This is a genomic window from Bacillus sp. (in: firmicutes), assembly GCF_031983925.1.
In the GTDB taxonomy this organism is placed as follows: domain Bacteria; phylum Bacillota; class Bacilli; order Bacillales; family Bacillaceae_G; genus Bacillus_A; species Bacillus_A pacificus.
In genome coordinates this window covers 48,469-66,519 of record NZ_DALYZR010000001.1, presented here as the reverse complement: position 1 = coordinate 66,519, position 18,051 = coordinate 48,469, and the positions used below count along the sequence as shown (strand labels likewise).

Genomic DNA, 18,051 nt, shown 5'->3' with positions numbered 1-18,051 from the left:
TCTCTCCTACTCACTTACTTTTTCGGTTCTGCTTTTTGGCCAAACTCTTTTTCCCATTTTTCTAAAATTTTGTCGCGATTTTCTGCTGCCCACTTAAAGTCGTTCTTTTTGTATAACTTTTCCGTCACATCTTTAGGGAATCCGTCTGGAAGTTTATAATCATTTTTAATTGTCGCAAATCCATTTTTCTCGAAGTATAACTTCATTACATCATCAGTAATTGCCCAATCTAAAAATGCTTGCGCTAATTTTTCATTTTTTGCATTATCTTTTTTAATAAGTGCGTTCGCTTCTACTTCCCAACCTAATCCTTCTTTTGGCAATACAACTTCAACTGGTGCACCTTTTTGTTTCTCTTTCAAAGCACTATAAACCATCGATACACCAACTGGATATTCACCCGCACCCGCTAATTTCGCTGGTTTTGAACCTGAATGAGTATAAGTTGCCATATTATCATGAAGTTTCTTCATGTAATCCCAGCCTTTATCTTCACCCATAATTTGTAACCATGCAGAAACTGTTAAAAATCCTGTTCCAGAAGATGCTGGATGTGGCATAACAAGCGTTCCTTTATACTCTGGTTTCGTTAAGTCTTCGTATGATTCTGGCATCGGTAAATTTTTCTTCTTTAATTCTTCTTTATTTATAGCAATCCCCGTCATAAATGCAGTATTTCCTACCCATTTTTCTGGTTGTTTATCATCTTTAAATTGCGGTAAAACGCGATCCGCTCCCTTTGGAGAGTATCCTTTTAACATATCTTTTTTATCTAAAGCTAATAGACTTGAAGCTGCAGTTCCCCATACAACATCTGCTTGTGTATTTTTTCCTTCAGCTAGCAATTTTGCTGTAATAACTCCAGTTGAATCACGAACAATATTCAGCTTCACATCTGGATATTTCTTTTTAAAAGAATCAAGATAAATTGGTACAAGTTCTTCTTCAATTGCTGTGTAAACAGTTAATGATCCAGATAATTTATCATCTTTTACTTTTGCCCCAGCACTTTCTTCTTTCTTTGCACCACACCCCATTAATAACGAAAATACCATTCCAGTTGCTACAGCTTTAAAGATTGTTTTTTTCACTGTCTCTCTCTCCTTTTACAAATCTTATGTACAACTCAAATATAAACAACTAGTGTAAAAGCAGTATTAAACCAACATTAATCTTTTGTTTGTTGTTTGTTTTTGTGTAATACGTTGCTACTTCTATGTTTTTTCGCATTTTTCTGCTAATAATGAACACTAAATTTACAAATAATTAAAAAAACCTTTATAATCCCACAAAAAAGTGAGGCGTTTGTAAAAAACGCCTCACTTTTGTTTACCTTTTTTTGAATTACGATTTGCATACTTCGCGCTATTTTCTCCTTCATACTCTAATGCAAATTCTGCATCTGGTAAGCTTTCTTTCGGAGTTTTATTATTGTTGATTGCCGCATTTTGTTTCACTTTTCTTTTTACCAATACATTCACCTGCTCTCAAAAATTCACTTTCTACTCTAGTTTGAAGCAAGCTAAAATAATTATTACTGGCAAGTGTTAACAAGTACATAAGAACTGCTAGATGGAAATACTACATATGAAGAAATCATAATAAAAAGGAGCTCTTATTTTGAAGAAGAAAGATAAAATCCAGTCACCCATTTTAGATGAAACGCTCCCGCATCAAATGAATTTCCCATCTTTTAAAGGAACAGGAAAGAAGATGCAACAACCTTTCATAAATCAATATGACGTCGTAATCGGAGATAGTAAATATGATTCCGAGAACAGTCCACTTCACAATTGGAGTGATGATGTAGACCCTGCCATTATGGCTGGAGAAGAATGGATCCATCCTACAAATGATATTGGGTGGATTTCAGAAGAAAATCAAGAGTTACTAAAAAAAGAAGGAGATAATAAGAAGGATACTTTTATGCATCCGCAATTTGGCATTAACGACTAAAAAACCATTCTACCTAACATAGGTAGAATGGTTTCATACTATCCAATAATAATTCTCTCTTTCGGGTATTTATAGCGAGGTGGCTGTTCTCTTCCACCACTAGCTAGTATAAATGTTAAAATACCTACACGCCCGATAAACATAAGTACAATGAGTACAAGTTTACCAACAGTTGTTAAATCTGGCGTAATACCTGTCGATAGTCCTGTCGTCCCGAAAGCAGAACAGACTTCAACAATTAAACTCATAAGCGGTACATTTTCCGTAATAGATAAAATAAATAGTGCTGTGGCACATAATAAAATCCCCATTGTCATAACGACAGATGCTTTCAGCACGTCCTCTTCATGTAGCTGACGTTTGAAGACTCTAACCGTTCTCCCGCCTCTTGCAAAAGTGTATAGTGACAATATACTAACAGCAAATGTTGTTGTACGTATCCCGCCCCCAACCGAACTTGGAGATGCTCCTATAAACATTAATATACTCATAAATAAAAGCGTCGGTTGTGACAATTCAAGTATATCCATTGTAGCAAGTCCCCCACTTCGCGTCGTCACAGATTGGAATAGTGTATAGAAAACTGTTTCATGCCATGACTTTCCTGCTAAAAAATGATTTCGTTCTAGTAAAAAAATCATAATCGTTCCAACGACCACGAGCGCAAAAAATGTTGTTGTCGTCAATTTTGTAAATAACGAAAAACGAAATAGTTGCTGTCTCCTTTTACTAAGGAATTGTTTCACTTCCATTAATACAGGGAAGCCGATTGCTCCTAAAATAATAAGTAACATATGAATCATTTGAACAATGTAATCTTTTTTATACGGAATTAGCGATTGTCCTGTTAAATCAAATCCGCCGTTCGTAGTTGCACTAACAGCTGCAAAAAAACCGTGAAAATAAGCTTCTTGCCAAGTTGGAAAGTAAAGTAAGAATCTTGTACCTAATAATATTGCTCCAATAAGCTCTATTGAAATAATTACAATTAAAATAGAACGCATCAATTCTACAAGACCTGATAAATTCCCTTGGTTATGGTCTGCCATAATCAGTCTTCTTCTCTGCAAACCAATCTTTTTTCCTGTTATAATCCAAACGAATGTACCTAGCGCCATAATTCCTAAGCCGCCCAATTGTAAAATAAGGGCTAAAATAATAATTCCTGCCGTAGTAAATGTATCTGAAATCGTAACAACAGACAGTCCCGTAACACTTACCGCACTAACAGATGTAAAGAGGGCATCAATAAATGTCCATTTCACATCAGCCTTTGTAACAAACGGTAAACTAAGTAATATTACCGATACAACTACTGCTAATAAATAAAACAAAACAATGAGTTGTACAGGACGCAATTTTTGTAAAAACTTTTTTATATCTCTCATTCCATCACTTCGCTACCTTTTTTCTATCGATTAAATAAAGAAAAATCTTCACTTTCTTTATTTGTAAATAACTGCTCAAATATTTTAGCAAATACCATTCCATACACAGTTCCATTACCTCCATATGGCAATGCATAAAATAAATTATGTATCTTATTATCTTCTTTTAAAATAGGGAGACCATCATGACTACCGCCAAATGCTGCCGCCCAATAATACTCCGCCTGTATATCTTTATACTGGGGGAACATCTCTTTTATAATGTTAATAAGGACATCACGCTTATGCAATAATTTCGTATCACCGATTGTTTGAATTTTCATTGCTTCATCCAATCCACCTACAATAATACGATTTTCATACGTCCTAAAATATAAGTAAGGCCTTGCTGTTTCCCAAATTAATGATTGCTCATGCCAGCCTTCAAATGAATCTACCTTATTTGTCACAACTGCATATGATGTTTCCACTGTTGTATTTTTTTCTTTCTTTCCGAAAAGTGCTTCATAACCCGTCGCCATAATAATATTCTTTGCTACAATTTGATTTCCTGTTTTCGTATAACAAATTAAATCATTTTGACGTTTTTTTATATGTATGGCCTCTGTATGTTCATATATATTAGCACCCATTTGGTTTGCTTTATGCAAAAGGCTATGCGCTAATAAATACGGATTTACCTCAGCATCACCGTGTGTATATAATGCCGCTTGTCTTGTAAAAGGATACCGTTCCTTAATATCAGATGCTGTAAAATACTCAACTGGAAACTCATAATTCTGTAACGTTTTGTATTCCTCTTGTAAAAATGAGACATCTTCACTTTTACTTGCATAATATAAACTGTTTCGCGGAATAAACTGGGGATCGATATCGAGAGTCGGTACAACTTTCTCCATTGTTCGTAACGCTTCGTAACAAAGCTTATATGCTCGCACCCCTTTTTCTTCCCCAAATGTATGGATAAGTGAGGTTAACGATTTATCATGAAGAAATTGTAATAACCCTGTATTCGCAGCTGTGCTGCCACATGAAATCATATTTTTTTCAATAAGTGTAACGCGCATTCCCATTTTCACTAACGAATACGCTATTTGAGCACCTGCTTCACCACTTCCAACTACAAGCATATCACATATCATATCATTTTCTAACGATGGATAACAAGGCATAGAAGCTCCTGTATCCCAAAACAACTTACCAATCATAAGCTTCATAATTATACTCCTAAAATATAAATTTCTCCTTTCTATGTTTTGTTATTTTACATAAAAAAATCCAACTAACATATGCTAGTTGGATTTTTTATTTTTACTTAGATCGCTCGTCAAGCCAGTCTCCAATCGTCGGATACGTTTGTTTTACCGCTGTTCCACCGTAAACAATCGACATATGTCCCGTTGGTAAACATACATATTGTTTATCTGTGCTAGAAATATGATCTAGCAACGCTTCTACTTGGCACGGCAGGGCGATATGATCACGTTTCCCTGAAATATTTAAGACATTCGCCTTAATATTTGCAAGGTCTACCTTTTGTCCGCGAATAACGAGTTCACCTTTAACCAATTTATTGTTTTGATAAAAATCACGAATCCACTGTCTGTATGATTCACCTGGGAACGGAATGCCATCGCCAACCCACTTTTGAACTAACCTCCAGCTTTCAACGAAGCGCTCATTCTCTGAACGATCTACTAAAGCAACATATGGACCAACAAAGTTCGTAATTGGTTTTAACATTTTGTTTCCGAAATCAATCATTTCTGGCGGAATATTTCCAAATGTATCAACCGCTTTATCTAGATTGAAGTATTTCTCATCTAATAAAGGACCATATAATCCTGTTTCAGAGAAATCAAAAGGACTTGTCATAAAGATTAGGTTACGAATTGGCATGTGCGGATGAAGTGCCGCATAAATAGAAGTTAGCGTTCCCCCCATGCAATAACCAAGTAAAGAAATCTCGTCCGATTTTGCAGTTCGCATTACTTTTTTCACTGCTTTTGCAATATAATCAAACACAAAATCATCAAATTTCAAATGACTATCTTCTAAACCAAATGTGCCCCAATCAAGCATATACACATCAAAACCACGGTCCACTAGATATTCCACTAAACTATTTCCAGGAGTTAAATCCATAATATATGGTTTATTAATAAGAGCATATATTAATAGAATTGGAACTCTTTGTGTTTTTTCTTGTTTTGGAATGTAGCGATAAAGCTTCGTCTTATTCTTCGTCCAAATAACCTCTTTCGGCGTTAGTCCTACTTGTGGCTCTGGTTCACGTAATAAAATTTCACTCGCCCTTTTCACTCGGCGATATGCTTTTCGGTACTCTTCTGGGTATAGCTCTAATTGCTTTTCCCATTCTGTTGCGAATGTAGTCATTTTTCTATCTCCTTTTTGGTCAATTTCCTTCTAAAAAAAGAAGTGCATTCCTGCTATGGATATGCACTTTTTTCTTACTTCATTACATATATAATCCGCCGTTAATGTTTAATTGCTGACCTGTGATATAAGCACCGTCACGGCATAGGTATACTACACCTTTTGCAATTTCATCAGCTTGACCAAAACGTTTTTTCGGGATTTTCGCAACGATTTTTTGGCGTACTTCTTCTGGTACTTCTGCTACCATTTCAGTATCAATAAATCCTGGGCAAATAGCGTTTACAGTTACATTTGTTTTTGCAAGCTCTAATGCTAATGATTTTGTAAATCCTAGCATACCTGCTTTCGCTGCTGAGTAGTTTGTTTGTCCAAATCCACCCGCTTGACCAATAATAGAAGAAATGCTAATAATTCTACCTTCTTCCGCTTCCGTTACGTATGGAAGTACCGCGCTTGTCGTATTAAACACACTGCTTAAGTTCACGTCAATTACGCGTTCCCAATCTTCACGATTTAACTTTTTGAATGTACGATCTCTTGTAATACCAGCATTATTAACAAGAATATCAACTTTACCAAAATGATTCACTGCTTCTTCTACAAGTCGGTTTGCGTCTTCTACTTTAGAAACATCTGCTTGAACTGCATAAACATCATGTCCTTCTTTTCCTAGTTCATTTACTAAGTTTTCAGCTGCTTCTTTACTGCTGTTATAGTTAATAACAACTTTTGCGCCCTCTTGTGCTAACGCTACTGTGATCGCTTTTCCAATCCCTTTTGCCCCACCTGTTACGATTGCTACTTTTCCATTTAATTGAACCATTTCTTTTCCCCCTTAAATGAATTTGTGAACGACTATTATGAATCATTTTGGTACTCATACTATGGAGTCCCTATATAATTATGTTTCGCTGTTTATACATAGAAAAGAGATTCTCCCTTTCTCTTTCATATGTTATAAACAAGCGCTATTATCACTTTTTATTTTCTGGCTTATTCGTAGGTTTTACTTCTTCTTTTACAGGTTCTTGTAGTTTTGCTAGTACTGCATTTTGCTTTTCTAGCAATTCTAAAATTTGATCAACTTTCGTTTCTAATGTGCGAATATCTTGTTTTACTTTCGTAACATCGCGCTTTAATGTAGGAGCTTGTCCTACTGACTCTACCTTATCTTCTAGAAACTCCTCAATGTTATCCACTTTATTTTCTAAGTTAATAACAAGCGTAGCCACTCTAGCGATATCCTCTTTCGTAGGCACATTCACCTGCTCTAAATAATTTTTTGTCGTATCATTTAATGCTTTTTGATAAAACAAATTCAAATCTAGAACGCTGCCCATCCAAGCAGAATATTCTTCTGTTTTAATTGTTTCATTGAGCGCTTTTCCCCAAAATGTTTCGGTTTGTTCATAAGCATTTTTCCATGCTTGTAGTGGATCGAATTTTTGATCAATCACTTTACCTACACTCCCTTTTTCGTTTTTGAAACAATTCAACCTATTCATTATTTTCTAATATTCTGAATAAAACTTCAAGTCTATATTTTATTTTTTTCTATTTTCTAACAAATGTATTGACTTTAAAAACAGATAGGTGTAAATTGCACTTATAAGCAAAAAATTCCATCTAACTGATTCATGAGGTGATGCACAATCATGCTACATAATGAACCAGAACAACGCGAAAGTTTGGAGAACAACCAAGCAAAACAACCAAACTCCATGCCAAAAAACTTCTTAGTTCCCTTCTTACTTCTATGTCTAAAAGACTGGAGTCTTCATGGTTACAAACTTATTCAAATGCTAATGGATATCGGCTTTTCTTCTGTTGACCAAGGTAATGTCTATAGAACACTACGCAAATTAGAAAAAGAAAACCTCATTTCTTCTACTTGGGATACAAGCGAAGGAGGGCCAGCAAAAAGAATTTATTCTTTAACTGAATATGGAGAGAAATATTTAGCAACATGTGCAACTTCTTTTGAGCATTACCAAAATATGCTGCGAACGTTTTTCACGTTATATACGAACGCATTCTTTCCATTTGCCACTTCTCCAGAAAAGGATGAAAAGGATTCTTCATCTTCACCTGGTGGTACAGCAGAGTAATCTGCGTTCACAATATGCAAAAAAACATTTGGGGGTCAAACAATGGAAACTAAACCATACGAATTGGTCGATGCATTTTGGAAAAACTGGTCTCAATCTCTTTCCCTTTTCTCTTCAGCTGGGAAACAATTAGAGCAACTTACTTTAGAAACATTAAAACAACAACAAGACGCTTTGCATAAATTAACATCAGGAGTAGATGAACTGGAAAAAGAACTGCAACAATTCACTACTCAATTCAATAATCAATATACAGATTACGTGAAGCAATTAACAGGAAACTCCTTAAATGATCAAATTAATGAGTGGCAAGACAAGTGGAAAGAACTTTCTGCTCATATGCAACAGCTAACTGTTTCTCCTACAAAAACATCTTTGTCTATCCTTACTCAAACAAGCGGTCAATTTGAAGAAACAACGAAGCAATTTATTGAACAACAACAATTACAACGTGAAGAGGCTCAAAAACAGTTAGAAGGTTTTTTGGAAGATTTCAAGACAAAACAGTTGGAACTCGCAAAAAAGTTCGAGGAAAACTCAAAAAATCTATTTACTTCCATCAAGTAAGAAAAATGTGGGAGCTAACTGCAGCACAAACAAAACTCTTTCTTCCTCCTACTACATCAAGATGGCTAGCATTTTTCGATATGGAAAAGAAGGAGGACAAAATGAATCCATTTCAAGAAGCACAAACCGTCCCGGAGCTTCGTTATGATGAGATTCAAGTCGGTGATCAAGCATCACTTACAAAAACGATTACGGATGAGGACGTTATCAATTTTGCAAAATTGACTGGAGATGTGAATCCTATTCATATTTTAGATTCTTTTGCAAAAACGACAATGTTTAAAGAACGTATTGCTCATGGTATGCTCGTTTCAAGTTTTATTTCTACCATCCTTGGAACGAAACTCCCGGGTAAAAATACGATTTATTTATCTCAAAACGTTTCATTCTGCGCTCCTGTCAAAATCGGCGATACACTTCGCGTTGTGGCAGAGGTCATCAAAAAACGTGACGATAAAAAAATCATTACGTTACAAACAAATATATATAATCAATCGGATGATATTGTCGTGGAAGGTACAGCGACAATACTAAAAAAAGAGTAGCAAAAATTGCTACTCTTTTTTCTATCCAATAACTTCTAATCACACCGATTACTTCCGCGTATGAGCACGCCGGTTCCACATAAAATAACGGTACCAGTTCAGATACATACTTAGCTGAACTGGATTACTCATAAGGATGTGTATCATCATGGCAAAAACAAACAAATTACTAGTTCCAGGTGCTGAACAAGCACTTGATCAATTTAAATATGAAATTGCACAAGAATTCGGCGTAAGCTTAGGGTCTAATACTGCATCACGTTCTAACGGATCAGTTGGCGGTGAAGTAACAAAACGTCTTGTTTCTTTAGCTCAACAACAATTACGTGGATAACAATATAACATATGGCTTAGAGGCAGATATTCTCTGCCTCTTTCTATTTTTAACATACATAATGGTGCTTTTTCACATACTAGTAAAAGCAAACTGAAAGGAACGATATGTAACATGAAACGGATTAACATTCACATGAGTCCTCCCCGTGTTCTTACTTTGTCTTTTATTATGTTATCAATTATCGGTACATGCTTATTAAAATTGCCAATTGCTACAACGACGTCTATTTCATGGCTCGATGCTTTATTTACAACCGTTTCTGCTTGTACGGTTACAGGGCTTGGTGTTGTGGACACTGGGAAAGTATTTACCTTATTTGGCCAATGTGTCATTTTAACACTTATACAAGTGGGCGGACTTGGCATTATGAGCTTTGCTGTTTTAATTGCGATTATGCTTGGCAGAAAAATTGGCCTTCAAAACCGAATTTTACTACAACAAGCATTAAATCAAACGAATATAGGCGGTGTCATTCGTCTTGCCAAAGCATTATTTTTATTCTCTTTTACAGTCGAATGTATCGCTGCTTTCATTCTTTCTTTTGAATGGGTACCGAAATATGGGATTGCTAAAGGGATCTATTATAGCTTTTTTCATTCCATCTCTGCTTTTAACAATGCAGGTTTTTCTGTTTGGAGCGATAATTTAATGTCCCACTCTCACAGCATTCTTGTCAATCTCGTCATTTCCTCCCTCATTATTTTAGGGGGGATTGGTTTTACAGTAATCGTAGATATAAAAAGAAAGAAAAATTTTAAAAACCTTACATTACACTCAAAACTTATGCTCTCTTCTACTCTAATCATCAATATTATTGCGACTGTTTTTATTTTTATATTCGAGTTTCACAATTCTCTTTCTATGAGAGGCTTTACCCCATTTGAAGAAGGCATGGCTGCTTATTTCCAAGCTATTTCAACGCGTACTGCCGGGTTTAATACAGTTGATATTTCCGCATTATCAAAGCCTTCCCTTTTATTAATGATGCTTCTAATGTTTATCGGAGCCGGTAGTGCTTCAACTGGCGGTGGGATTAAATTAACAACCTTTTTAATCATGTTTTTTGGGGTATTTAAATTTTTACAAGAACAAGACGATATTGTCGTGTTTAAAAAATCCATTAAAGATACTCTCATTGTCAAATCATTGACCATCGCTATTATTTCTATTTCATTTATTTTTTTTGCTATTTTAATTTTAAGCATTACTGAGCGAGTTCCTCTATTGATGAGTGCTTTCGAAGTATTTTCAGCATTTGGGACTGTCGGTCTCAGTATGAATTTCACACCACACTTAACGATGATTGGAAAAGCTATTATTATCTTTATGATGTTTTTTGGGAAGATGGGGCCTTTAACATTAGCTTTTTCATTTGCACGTAAAAAGAACCGGAAAATAAAATATCCGAATGAAGACATTTTAACAGGTTGACAACCGTATAAATTATCCATATAATGAGAGTACAATAGCATATCTCCAAAGGGGAGTAGCGTCCAAGAATATTTCTTGGAAACAAAGTCGTCATTACGTAGAACTTAGTTCTTCCGGCTTTGTTGGCATTTTCATTACATATGTCTAGCAAGACCTTTGCCTATTAACGGCAGAGGTCTTTTTTGCATCCATTTCCAAATTCTTCTAAAGTTAATAGGCAGGAGTATGGGGAAACTAAATAGTGGGGAATTCTTCACTTATTTAGTACTTATAGAAATGAGAGGAGAATGTACATGGATGTATCATTATTATTGGAGTATGGTTGGGTATTACTCATCCTAATTGCACTAGAGGGGATTTTAGCGGCTGACAACGCTCTTGTTCTTGCAATTATGGTAAAACATTTACCAGAAGAAAAAAGAAAGAAAGCACTATTTTATGGATTAGCAGGGGCATTTGTTTTCCGTTTCGGATCGTTATTTATGATTTCGTTCCTAGTGGACGTATGGCAAGTGCAAGCAATCGGTGCCATTTACCTTATGTTTATCGCTGGTAATCACTTATTTAAAACGTATGTTAAAAAGAATACAGATGAAGAAACAGAAGAAAAAGAAGCAAAGAAAAAACAAGAGAACTTTTGGTGGACTGTATTTAAAGTTGAAGTTGCAGATATCGCCTTCGCAGTTGATTCTATTTTAGCTGCTGTTGCATTAGCAATGACTTTACCAAAAACAGGTTTAGGTACAATTGGTAGTCTTGATACTGGGCAATTCGTTGTTATCTTTGTAGGTGGACTTATCGGATTAATCATTATGCGATTTGCGGCAACTGCTTTCGTACAAATTTTAAAACGTAAACCAGGACTTGAAACTGCGGCATTCTTAATTGTAGGTTGGGTTGGTGTGAAACTAGCAGTTTATACGTTAGCACACCCTGCATTAAATGTAATTCCGCATTCATTCCCAGAATCTACACCATGGAAGCTTACATTCTGGATTGTATTAGTTGGAATCGCAGCTGGTGGTTGGTTCTTCTCAAAAGAAGTAGAAACAAAAGTAGAAAAGAATTTAGACGAAAAAGCGCTGTAATTACAGCGCTTTTTCTTTTTTCCTTGTCCCCTCTCTATGTCCAGAAAAATTCTATTATACTATTATTTGTAAGCGTTTTCTCCGTCTATGTATGTCCTTTTTGTGAAACATTGCACAAACTTATTGAAACTATGACAGAATCGATGTACTTTATTCATATAAGGAGCATTTATCCCGCTTTAATGGGCAGTAAGACCCCCACCTCAAAATTCAGCGAAAACAAAGAAGTTAGGTGGGGATCAACTGCCCATAAAAGCCCGATTGGTTCAACTAATAATCAGTGGGAGATGAAGAACCCCCCCACTGATTAAAGTTTCATTTTATAGATGATGTACTAAAGGAGCGTATTACTCATGCTAGAACAAGGATTAGATTATGTTGTCAAACTGGCTAAGAGCAAAAAACAAATGTTAGATACAAACCCGATGCAATATTTCATTCGTGCCGCACTTGCGGGTATTTATATCGGTTTTATTATTGTACTATGTTTTAAATTAGGTAACTTTTTTCACATTGCAGATTCACCAGCAACTTATTTAGCTGCTTCTATGTTTTTCGGAATTGCCCTCGTACTTATTATATATGGTGGTGCTGAATTGTTTACTGGAAACACAATGTACTTCACTGTAGCAACATTAAGAAAAGAAACAACAATATCTGATACACTTCGTAACTGGGTTACTTGTTATGCAGGCAATTTAGCTGGCGCTTTATTCTTTGCCTTACTATTTTATGCCACTGGAATTTTCGAAACAATTGATCACAGTCATTTCATGAATAAAGTCGTTGAGGGAAAAATGAATACACCTACAATGCAACTATTCTTTAAAGCAATTTTATGTAACTGGCTTGTATGTCTTGCTTGTTTCTTACCTTCTCAAGTTAAAGGTGATACAGCAAAAATTATGATAATGATGATGCTCGTTTTCACATTCTTCTTATCTGGTTACGAGCATAGCATCGCAAACTTATCGCTGTTTGCTTTATCTTTAGTTTCACCGCATCCAGAGACAATTTCTTTTGCAGGTGCTATTCATAACTTAATTCCAGTTACAATTGGTAACATTATTGGCGGGTCTGTATTTGTCGGTATGGTATACCATTACTTAACAAAGAAAGTACCTGACGTGAAACAAGAAGAAACTGAATTAGGAGCAGCTCAACAAGAAGAAATCATTCCGTTGCAAGCGCATATGAAACATTAAAAACTCCAAAGTTTTACTTTGGAGTTTTTAGCTCCCCACATATTTAACAACAAGATTAGGATTAATCTCTCCTTCTTCCTTTCCCTTATCCATTCTCTGTTTCATCTTATGCATACCGATGACATCATTCGTATGAAAGTGTATTTCATTCACATATAGCCCCTCTTTACAAAAAGTCTCTACAAAATCTAATCCACTTTTTTCTCCCCATCCCATATTGAAATCAAGGGAAAGAACATTTACCTCATAATCTCGTACCATTTGCAAAGCACATTCTACTGTAGTTGCGAGCACGTAACCGTACGGACAACTTCTTTGATCATCCATATATACATTCATTTTCTATCCCCTCTCTATTTTGCATACGTGACCAACATGTAACATATTGCCCCAAGACTAATAAAAGGACCAAACGGTATTTGAGTCCTCATTTTCATACGTTTTAATACGAGACCAGCTCCAAAGAAACAAAGACTAAAGCAAGATGCTAAAAATAAAACGATAAAAATCCCTTTCAGTCCCACTATAAATCCAAGTAACGAAAGTAATTTTATATCCCCTCCCCCAAGCCCTTCTGGATATATCTTTTGCATGCAGTATAACAAAATGAATATAACGCAACTACCAACTATACTATCTATCCAAGTGACTAACGGTATAAAAACACATTCTAAAATGAGTAAACAAGCAAACCAAGCTAAAATACGATTTGGAATTAACATATATATGTAATCTGTAACTGAAATAATAAGAAGTAACGAAAAAAGTGATAAAACGATAATAAGCTCTCGTTCCACCCCAATCATATATACAGTAAGAAGACATATCATTCCAGTTACAAGTTCAAATACTACGTACAAAATTGAAATTTTCCTCTTACAATTCGTACAACGCCCTCTTTGCATACAAAAAGAAATGATTGGAATCAATTCTTTTGGCTTTAGCACATACTTACAATAATGACAATATGAACGCGGGGTTATGATAGACTCCCCTAGCGGAACTCTCATCGCAATTACCATAAAAAAAGAACCAAACACCATCCCCGCTAACAATGCATATACATAAGTGAACATCCCTTCCTCTCCTTTCCAGAAGAACATAGCAAAAAAAGGAGAGAACTTCTACTTCATATTATCTCTATTCTATTAAAAAAGCAGGCCATTTTCTGGCCTGCTTTCCCCTATTTTATACGATGAAATATACTGCTTTTAATGGTCCATGTACTCCGACAACAAGATTCATTTCTATATCTGCCGAGTTACTAGGTCCTGTAATAAAGTTAATACAAGATGCCACTGTCTCGCCATTTTCTACACGCTTGTTCATATCCTCAACTGCTTGTGTAATACGAGGTACAAGTGTTTCACGTGGAATAATAGCAAAGTATACGGTCGGTAAAAAGTGTAAAGAACGGCCTTGGCCTTTATGACTTTGTACAACGATCGTACCAGATTCGGCTAAAGTATAATCACTAAATGCAATTCCAATATTCGCTCTTTCCGCGATACGCATATTCTCTTCTTTTTTCTCAGGATCCCATACGTTCACTTCAACATTTTGCTTTGGAAGTTCTTCTTTAAATAAAGAAGTCAACCCATAAGAATCAAAACGTTCATCAGCCGATAACATAATCGGTCCCCCGCCGTTTTCAACGATTACTTTTTGAATATCTTCACGTAAACGGTCGTTTGTCGTTTCCACAACAGTTGTATGAATGTTTGTACATTGATTTTTAAATACTTCTAACAATTCTTCTTGTGAATAATTTTTTAACGTTTCTTTATTCACATTGTTTTTCCATACTGGACGTTTTACACCATCCGTTTTACGCGCGCGTCCAAGTTCTTTTGCAATATTATCTAGAAAGGACTCACGGTTTTGAATTAATCCTGTCATTATTTGTCCCCGCCTTTCTTATGATCTTTATACCAATCACGGAATCGTTCTTTACTTGGAGCCGGGAATTCACGAATATCTGTCCAGTTTTTAAGTGGCCCAACACCTTTTGATACACGGTTACCAGATGTAAATGGACTCATTGCTGCTGGCGCCATCTTTGATCCCATTTTATATAAAGCTGCTGAAGATGCACCCATACTAAACATTTTCATTGCTAATTTTTCTGCAAGTGGAGCACGACCTTCTTGCTCAACGATAACTTGACGATGTTTTAATAATAAATCATGCAATGGAATTTTTACTGGACAAGCTTCTGTACACGCTCCGCATAAACTAGAAGCATAAGGAAGCTCTTTGTAATCATCATATCCACCTAAAAGTGGTGTTAATACCGCCCCGATTGGTCCTGAGTATATAGAGCCATATGAATGTCCACCAACATGTCGATATACAGGGCATACGTTCACACAAGCAGCACAACGAATACATTGCAACACTTGACGGAATTCAGAACCAAGAATTTGAGAACGACCATTATCAACCACAACTAAGTGGAATTCTTCTGGTCCATCTACTTCCTCTTCTTGAATTGGTCCCGCTACCGTTACATAACTTGTTAACTTTTGACCTACTGCACTACGACATAGTAAACCAACTAAAACATCTAATTCTTCCATTGTCGGAACCATACGTTCCATACCCATAACCGCAATTTGTGTTTTTGGAATCGACATAACAAGATCGGCATTACCTTCATTCGTTACTAAACAAAGAGAGCCAGTATTTGCAACAGCGAAGTTACAACCTGTCACACCAATTTCTGCATCCATAAATTTTTCACGAAGTTGTTTACGAACAAACTTTGTCATTTCGTATGGATCATCAGAATTTTCATAGCCAAGCTTTTCTTTAAATACATCACGAATTTGCGTTCTATTTTTATGAAGAGCAGGCGCAATAATATGTGAAGGTGGATCGTTATCTACTTGCAGAATATACTCTCCTAGATCACTTTCTAACACTTCACAACCGATTTCTTCAAGCGCATGGTTCATACTAATTTCTTCTGTTACCATTGACTTTGATTTTACTACCTTTTTTGCCTGCTTCTTTTTTGCAACGTCTTGAATATACTTTGCTGCTTCCTCTTTCGTTTTCGCAAAGTACACATGTCCGCCTCTTTTGGATACATTTTCACTTAACTGCATTAAGTAATAATCAAGATTTTCTAACGTATGTTGACGAATTTCTTCACCGAGTTCACGCCATTCTTCCCAGTTTCCTAATTCATCTGCTGCTTTTAAACGATTCGTATATAAGCGTGTTTGTGCAGAAGATACTGCTCCGCGCATAAACGAATCTTGAATTCCATCGCCAACGCGATCATTAAATTTTTTCTCACTGATTTTCATAGACATAGCTTATGTTCCCCCTTCATGAGCGACTATTCAGTACCTCAGCAATATGCATTACTTTTATTTCTTTTCCTAAACGCTCAATACGTCCGCCAATGTTTAACAAACACCCACAATCTGCACCGATTAAATAATCAGCGCCTGTTTCCATTGCACTATCTACCTTTTCATCTACCATTTGCTCAGAAATTGGAGTCATCTTCACTGAAAACGTTCCCCCAAACCCGCAACAATTTTGCACATTTGGTAACTCTCTCACAGTTAAGCCTTTTACATTTGATAATAAAATTCCTGGTGCCTCTGTTACTCCAAGCATACGTGTCATATGACATGATTTATGAATAGTAGCAATCCCTGGTAAACTTGCACCAACATCAGTAACCTTTAAAACGTCTACAATAAATTGTGTAAATTCATATGTTTTATCAGCAACTTTTTGTGCACGTTTAGCCCACTTCGGATCATCTTTAAAAACATGCGGATACTCATGAAACATTGTCGCACAAGAACCAGATGGCGTAACGATATATTCTGCATCTTCAAAAGTTTCAATCATATGTTTCATCGCTTCTTTTGCAGCTTCTACATGGCCGCTATTATAAGCAGGCTGACCGCAACAAACTTGTGCTTCTGGAAATTCAATTTCACAACCTAAACGCTCCAACACCTCAACTGTTGCTTTGCCGACATTTGTTTCAAACATATCGACTAAACAAGTAACAAATAAAGTAACTTTCATAATTATTACTCCCCCTTTTTACAACTCCACCAACAAACATATGGTCATCAGATGACTAAGGAGAGAAGAAATAGGCTCAACCATGGCCTATCCTCTCCCTCTTCTAAAGAAAACGCTTACTTAATCTCTCTCTATTTTATCAGAAAATTAGATTTTTAAAAGATTAAATTAAGAATTTATATCGTTTCTACCTGTGACAATATGTTCTACATTTGTTAAATGATCTAGCATTGCTTGCTGCGCTAATTCTACATCTTGCTTTAACACTGCATCATATATAACTTGATGCTCTTCTATAAGTCGTTCTGATGTTGTTTGTTCACCATATAAAATAATGCGTCTTGATTCACCAATCGTTTCAGCAATCATCTCTGAAACATGATTCATAAGTTCAAGCAAAATGTTGTTATGCGAAGACTCTGCAATTCCCATATGGAACTGAAAATCTGCTTTTTCACCAGCTTTTTCATCTCCAACGCTCTTTGCCATTTCATCTAACCAATGCTTCATATTTTGTAAATTATCTTCCGTACGTTTTGCCGCAGCTGCTCGAACTGCCCCCACTTCAAGCACCTTTCGTACTTCTAATAAATTCAAAATATCTTCTTTCTTCATCAATAATCTATTGTTTAATGATTTTGTTAATGAAGAAGAATCGAAGTTCTTCACATATGTACCTTCTCCTTGTTTCATCTCAATTAAGCCCATTGCTCTTAGCGCACTTAGCGCTTCACGAACAGCAGATCTACCAACTTGAAACTGCTCAGCTAATTGATGTACAGGAAGTAGTTTGTCACCAGGTTTTAACGTACCATTTTTAATCATTGTTAAAATAGCTTCAGATACTTCTTCGTAAATCTTTTTCGGTTTAATAGATTTGTACTCCAGTTAAATCACCTCAGTATCTTCCAAACAACAATTGAAACGATTTATAAGAAATTTGCATCATAACTATTTTAGAACGAATTAG

Annotated in this window: 21 protein-coding genes and 1 riboswitch; of the genes, 8 read left to right on the top strand and 13 right to left on the bottom strand. The window is 35.8% G+C overall.

Going from position 1 to position 18,051, the window contains the following annotated elements; genetic code table 11:
* Nucleotides 1–14 precede the first annotated feature (14 nt).
* Both RTP99_RS00340 and RTP99_RS00335 read right to left on the bottom strand, forming a co-directional pair.
* Complete coding sequence (locus RTP99_RS00340; protein WP_000750887.1) at nt 15–1,091, bottom strand: putative 2-aminoethylphosphonate ABC transporter substrate-binding protein; 1,077 nt, start codon at nt 1,089–1,091, stop codon at nt 15–17.
* A gap of 228 nt (nt 1,092–1,319) precedes the next feature.
* On the bottom strand, nt 1,320–1,472 hold the full coding sequence (locus RTP99_RS00335; protein WP_000240799.1) for a hypothetical protein: 153 nt from the start codon (nt 1,470–1,472) through the stop codon (nt 1,320–1,322).
* Nucleotides 1,473–1,620: 148 nt separating this feature from the next.
* Here RTP99_RS00335 and RTP99_RS00330 point away from each other — a divergent pair, with 148 nt between their 5' ends.
* Complete coding sequence (locus tag RTP99_RS00330) at nt 1,621–1,956, top strand: DUF3905 domain-containing protein (RefSeq protein WP_000725962.1); 336 nt, start codon at nt 1,621–1,623, stop codon at nt 1,954–1,956.
* Between the two features lie 38 nt (nt 1,957–1,994).
* Here the strand turns inward: RTP99_RS00330 and RTP99_RS00325 are convergent, their stop codons facing one another.
* The 5 genes from RTP99_RS00325 to phaR form a co-directional block, all read right to left on the bottom strand.
* Nucleotides 1,995–3,344 carry a TrkH family potassium uptake protein gene (locus RTP99_RS00325; RefSeq protein WP_001204696.1) on the bottom strand — a complete coding sequence of 450 codons (1,350 nt, stop codon included), beginning with the start codon at nt 3,342–3,344 and terminating at the stop codon, nt 1,995–1,997.
* A gap of 23 nt (nt 3,345–3,367) precedes the next feature.
* Entirely contained in the window at nt 3,368–4,561 is a 1,194-nt protein-coding gene (locus RTP99_RS00320) for an NAD(P)/FAD-dependent oxidoreductase (RefSeq protein ID WP_000772469.1), read from the bottom strand.
* Between the two features lie 94 nt (nt 4,562–4,655).
* Nucleotides 4,656–5,741 carry a class III poly(R)-hydroxyalkanoic acid synthase subunit PhaC gene (gene phaC / locus RTP99_RS00315; RefSeq protein WP_000206335.1) on the bottom strand — a complete coding sequence of 362 codons (1,086 nt, stop codon included), beginning with the start codon at nt 5,739–5,741 and terminating at the stop codon, nt 4,656–4,658.
* An 82-nt stretch (nt 5,742–5,823) separates the two neighbouring features.
* On the bottom strand, nt 5,824–6,567 hold the full coding sequence (locus RTP99_RS00310) for an acetoacetyl-CoA reductase (RefSeq protein WP_000250413.1): 744 nt from the start codon (nt 6,565–6,567) through the stop codon (nt 5,824–5,826).
* Nucleotides 6,568–6,718: 151 nt separating this feature from the next.
* On the bottom strand, nt 6,719–7,201 hold the full coding sequence (gene phaR, locus RTP99_RS00305; RefSeq protein ID WP_000566940.1) for a polyhydroxyalkanoic acid synthase subunit PhaR: 483 nt from the start codon (nt 7,199–7,201) through the stop codon (nt 6,719–6,721).
* Between the two features lie 198 nt (nt 7,202–7,399).
* Here phaR and phaQ point away from each other — a divergent pair, with 198 nt between their 5' ends.
* The 7 genes from phaQ (at nt 7,400) to RTP99_RS00270 (ending at nt 13,025) form a co-directional block, all read left to right on the top strand.
* Nucleotides 7,400–7,852 carry a poly-beta-hydroxybutyrate-responsive repressor gene (gene phaQ / locus RTP99_RS00300; RefSeq protein ID WP_000903021.1) on the top strand — a complete coding sequence of 151 codons (453 nt, stop codon included), beginning with the start codon at nt 7,400–7,402 and terminating at the stop codon, nt 7,850–7,852.
* 42 nt (nt 7,853–7,894) lie between these two features.
* Nucleotides 7,895–8,419, top strand: coding sequence for a polyhydroxyalkanoic acid inclusion protein PhaP (gene phaP, locus RTP99_RS00295; protein WP_000448589.1), 525 nt, complete (start codon nt 7,895–7,897; stop codon nt 8,417–8,419).
* 101 nt (nt 8,420–8,520) lie between these two features.
* Entirely contained in the window at nt 8,521–8,964 is a 444-nt protein-coding gene (locus tag RTP99_RS00290) for a MaoC family dehydratase (RefSeq protein ID WP_001067914.1), read from the top strand.
* A 148-nt stretch (nt 8,965–9,112) separates the two neighbouring features.
* Complete coding sequence (locus RTP99_RS00285; protein ID WP_001140707.1) at nt 9,113–9,298, top strand: alpha/beta-type small acid-soluble spore protein; 186 nt, start codon at nt 9,113–9,115, stop codon at nt 9,296–9,298.
* Between the two features lie 114 nt (nt 9,299–9,412).
* Nucleotides 9,413–10,732 (top strand): TrkH family potassium uptake protein, encoded by a 1,320-nt coding sequence (locus tag RTP99_RS00280; RefSeq protein ID WP_000822320.1) that lies wholly within the window; start codon nt 9,413–9,415, stop codon nt 10,730–10,732.
* A 38-nt stretch (nt 10,733–10,770) separates the two neighbouring features.
* Nucleotides 10,771–10,936: riboswitch (yybP-ykoY riboswitch) on the top strand.
* Nucleotides 10,937–11,025: 89 nt separating this feature from the next.
* On the top strand, nt 11,026–11,820 hold the full coding sequence (locus RTP99_RS00275) for a TerC family protein (protein WP_000383322.1): 795 nt from the start codon (nt 11,026–11,028) through the stop codon (nt 11,818–11,820).
* Nucleotides 11,821–12,173: 353 nt separating this feature from the next.
* Complete coding sequence (locus RTP99_RS00270; protein ID WP_000893047.1) at nt 12,174–13,025, top strand: formate/nitrite transporter family protein; 852 nt, start codon at nt 12,174–12,176, stop codon at nt 13,023–13,025.
* A 27-nt stretch (nt 13,026–13,052) separates the two neighbouring features.
* Here the strand turns inward: RTP99_RS00270 and RTP99_RS00265 are convergent, their stop codons facing one another.
* The 6 genes from RTP99_RS00265 to RTP99_RS00240 form a co-directional block, all read right to left on the bottom strand.
* A complete protein-coding gene (locus RTP99_RS00265) occupies nt 13,053–13,364 on the bottom strand; it encodes a cyclic-phosphate processing receiver domain-containing protein (RefSeq protein WP_001103781.1) in 312 nt (103 codons plus the stop codon).
* A 14-nt stretch (nt 13,365–13,378) separates the two neighbouring features.
* Nucleotides 13,379–14,101: a prepilin peptidase gene (locus RTP99_RS00260; protein WP_000495750.1), complete on the bottom strand. Its 723-nt coding sequence runs from the start codon at nt 14,099–14,101 to the stop codon at nt 13,379–13,381.
* Between the two features lie 112 nt (nt 14,102–14,213).
* Complete coding sequence (locus tag RTP99_RS00255; protein WP_000147201.1) at nt 14,214–14,924, bottom strand: LutC/YkgG family protein; 711 nt, start codon at nt 14,922–14,924, stop codon at nt 14,214–14,216.
* Nucleotides 14,924–16,345 (bottom strand): LutB/LldF family L-lactate oxidation iron-sulfur protein, encoded by a 1,422-nt coding sequence (locus RTP99_RS00250; protein ID WP_000061914.1) that lies wholly within the window; start codon nt 16,343–16,345, stop codon nt 14,924–14,926. The genes RTP99_RS00255 and RTP99_RS00250 overlap by 1 nt, the downstream gene beginning before the upstream one ends.
* 16 nt (nt 16,346–16,361) lie before the next feature.
* Nucleotides 16,362–17,081: a (Fe-S)-binding protein gene (locus tag RTP99_RS00245; protein ID WP_000869149.1), complete on the bottom strand. Its 720-nt coding sequence runs from the start codon at nt 17,079–17,081 to the stop codon at nt 16,362–16,364.
* 168 nt (nt 17,082–17,249) lie between these two features.
* Complete coding sequence (locus RTP99_RS00240) at nt 17,250–17,939, bottom strand: FadR/GntR family transcriptional regulator (RefSeq protein WP_254912616.1); 690 nt, start codon at nt 17,937–17,939, stop codon at nt 17,250–17,252.
* Nucleotides 17,940–18,051: the final 112 nt, after the last annotated feature.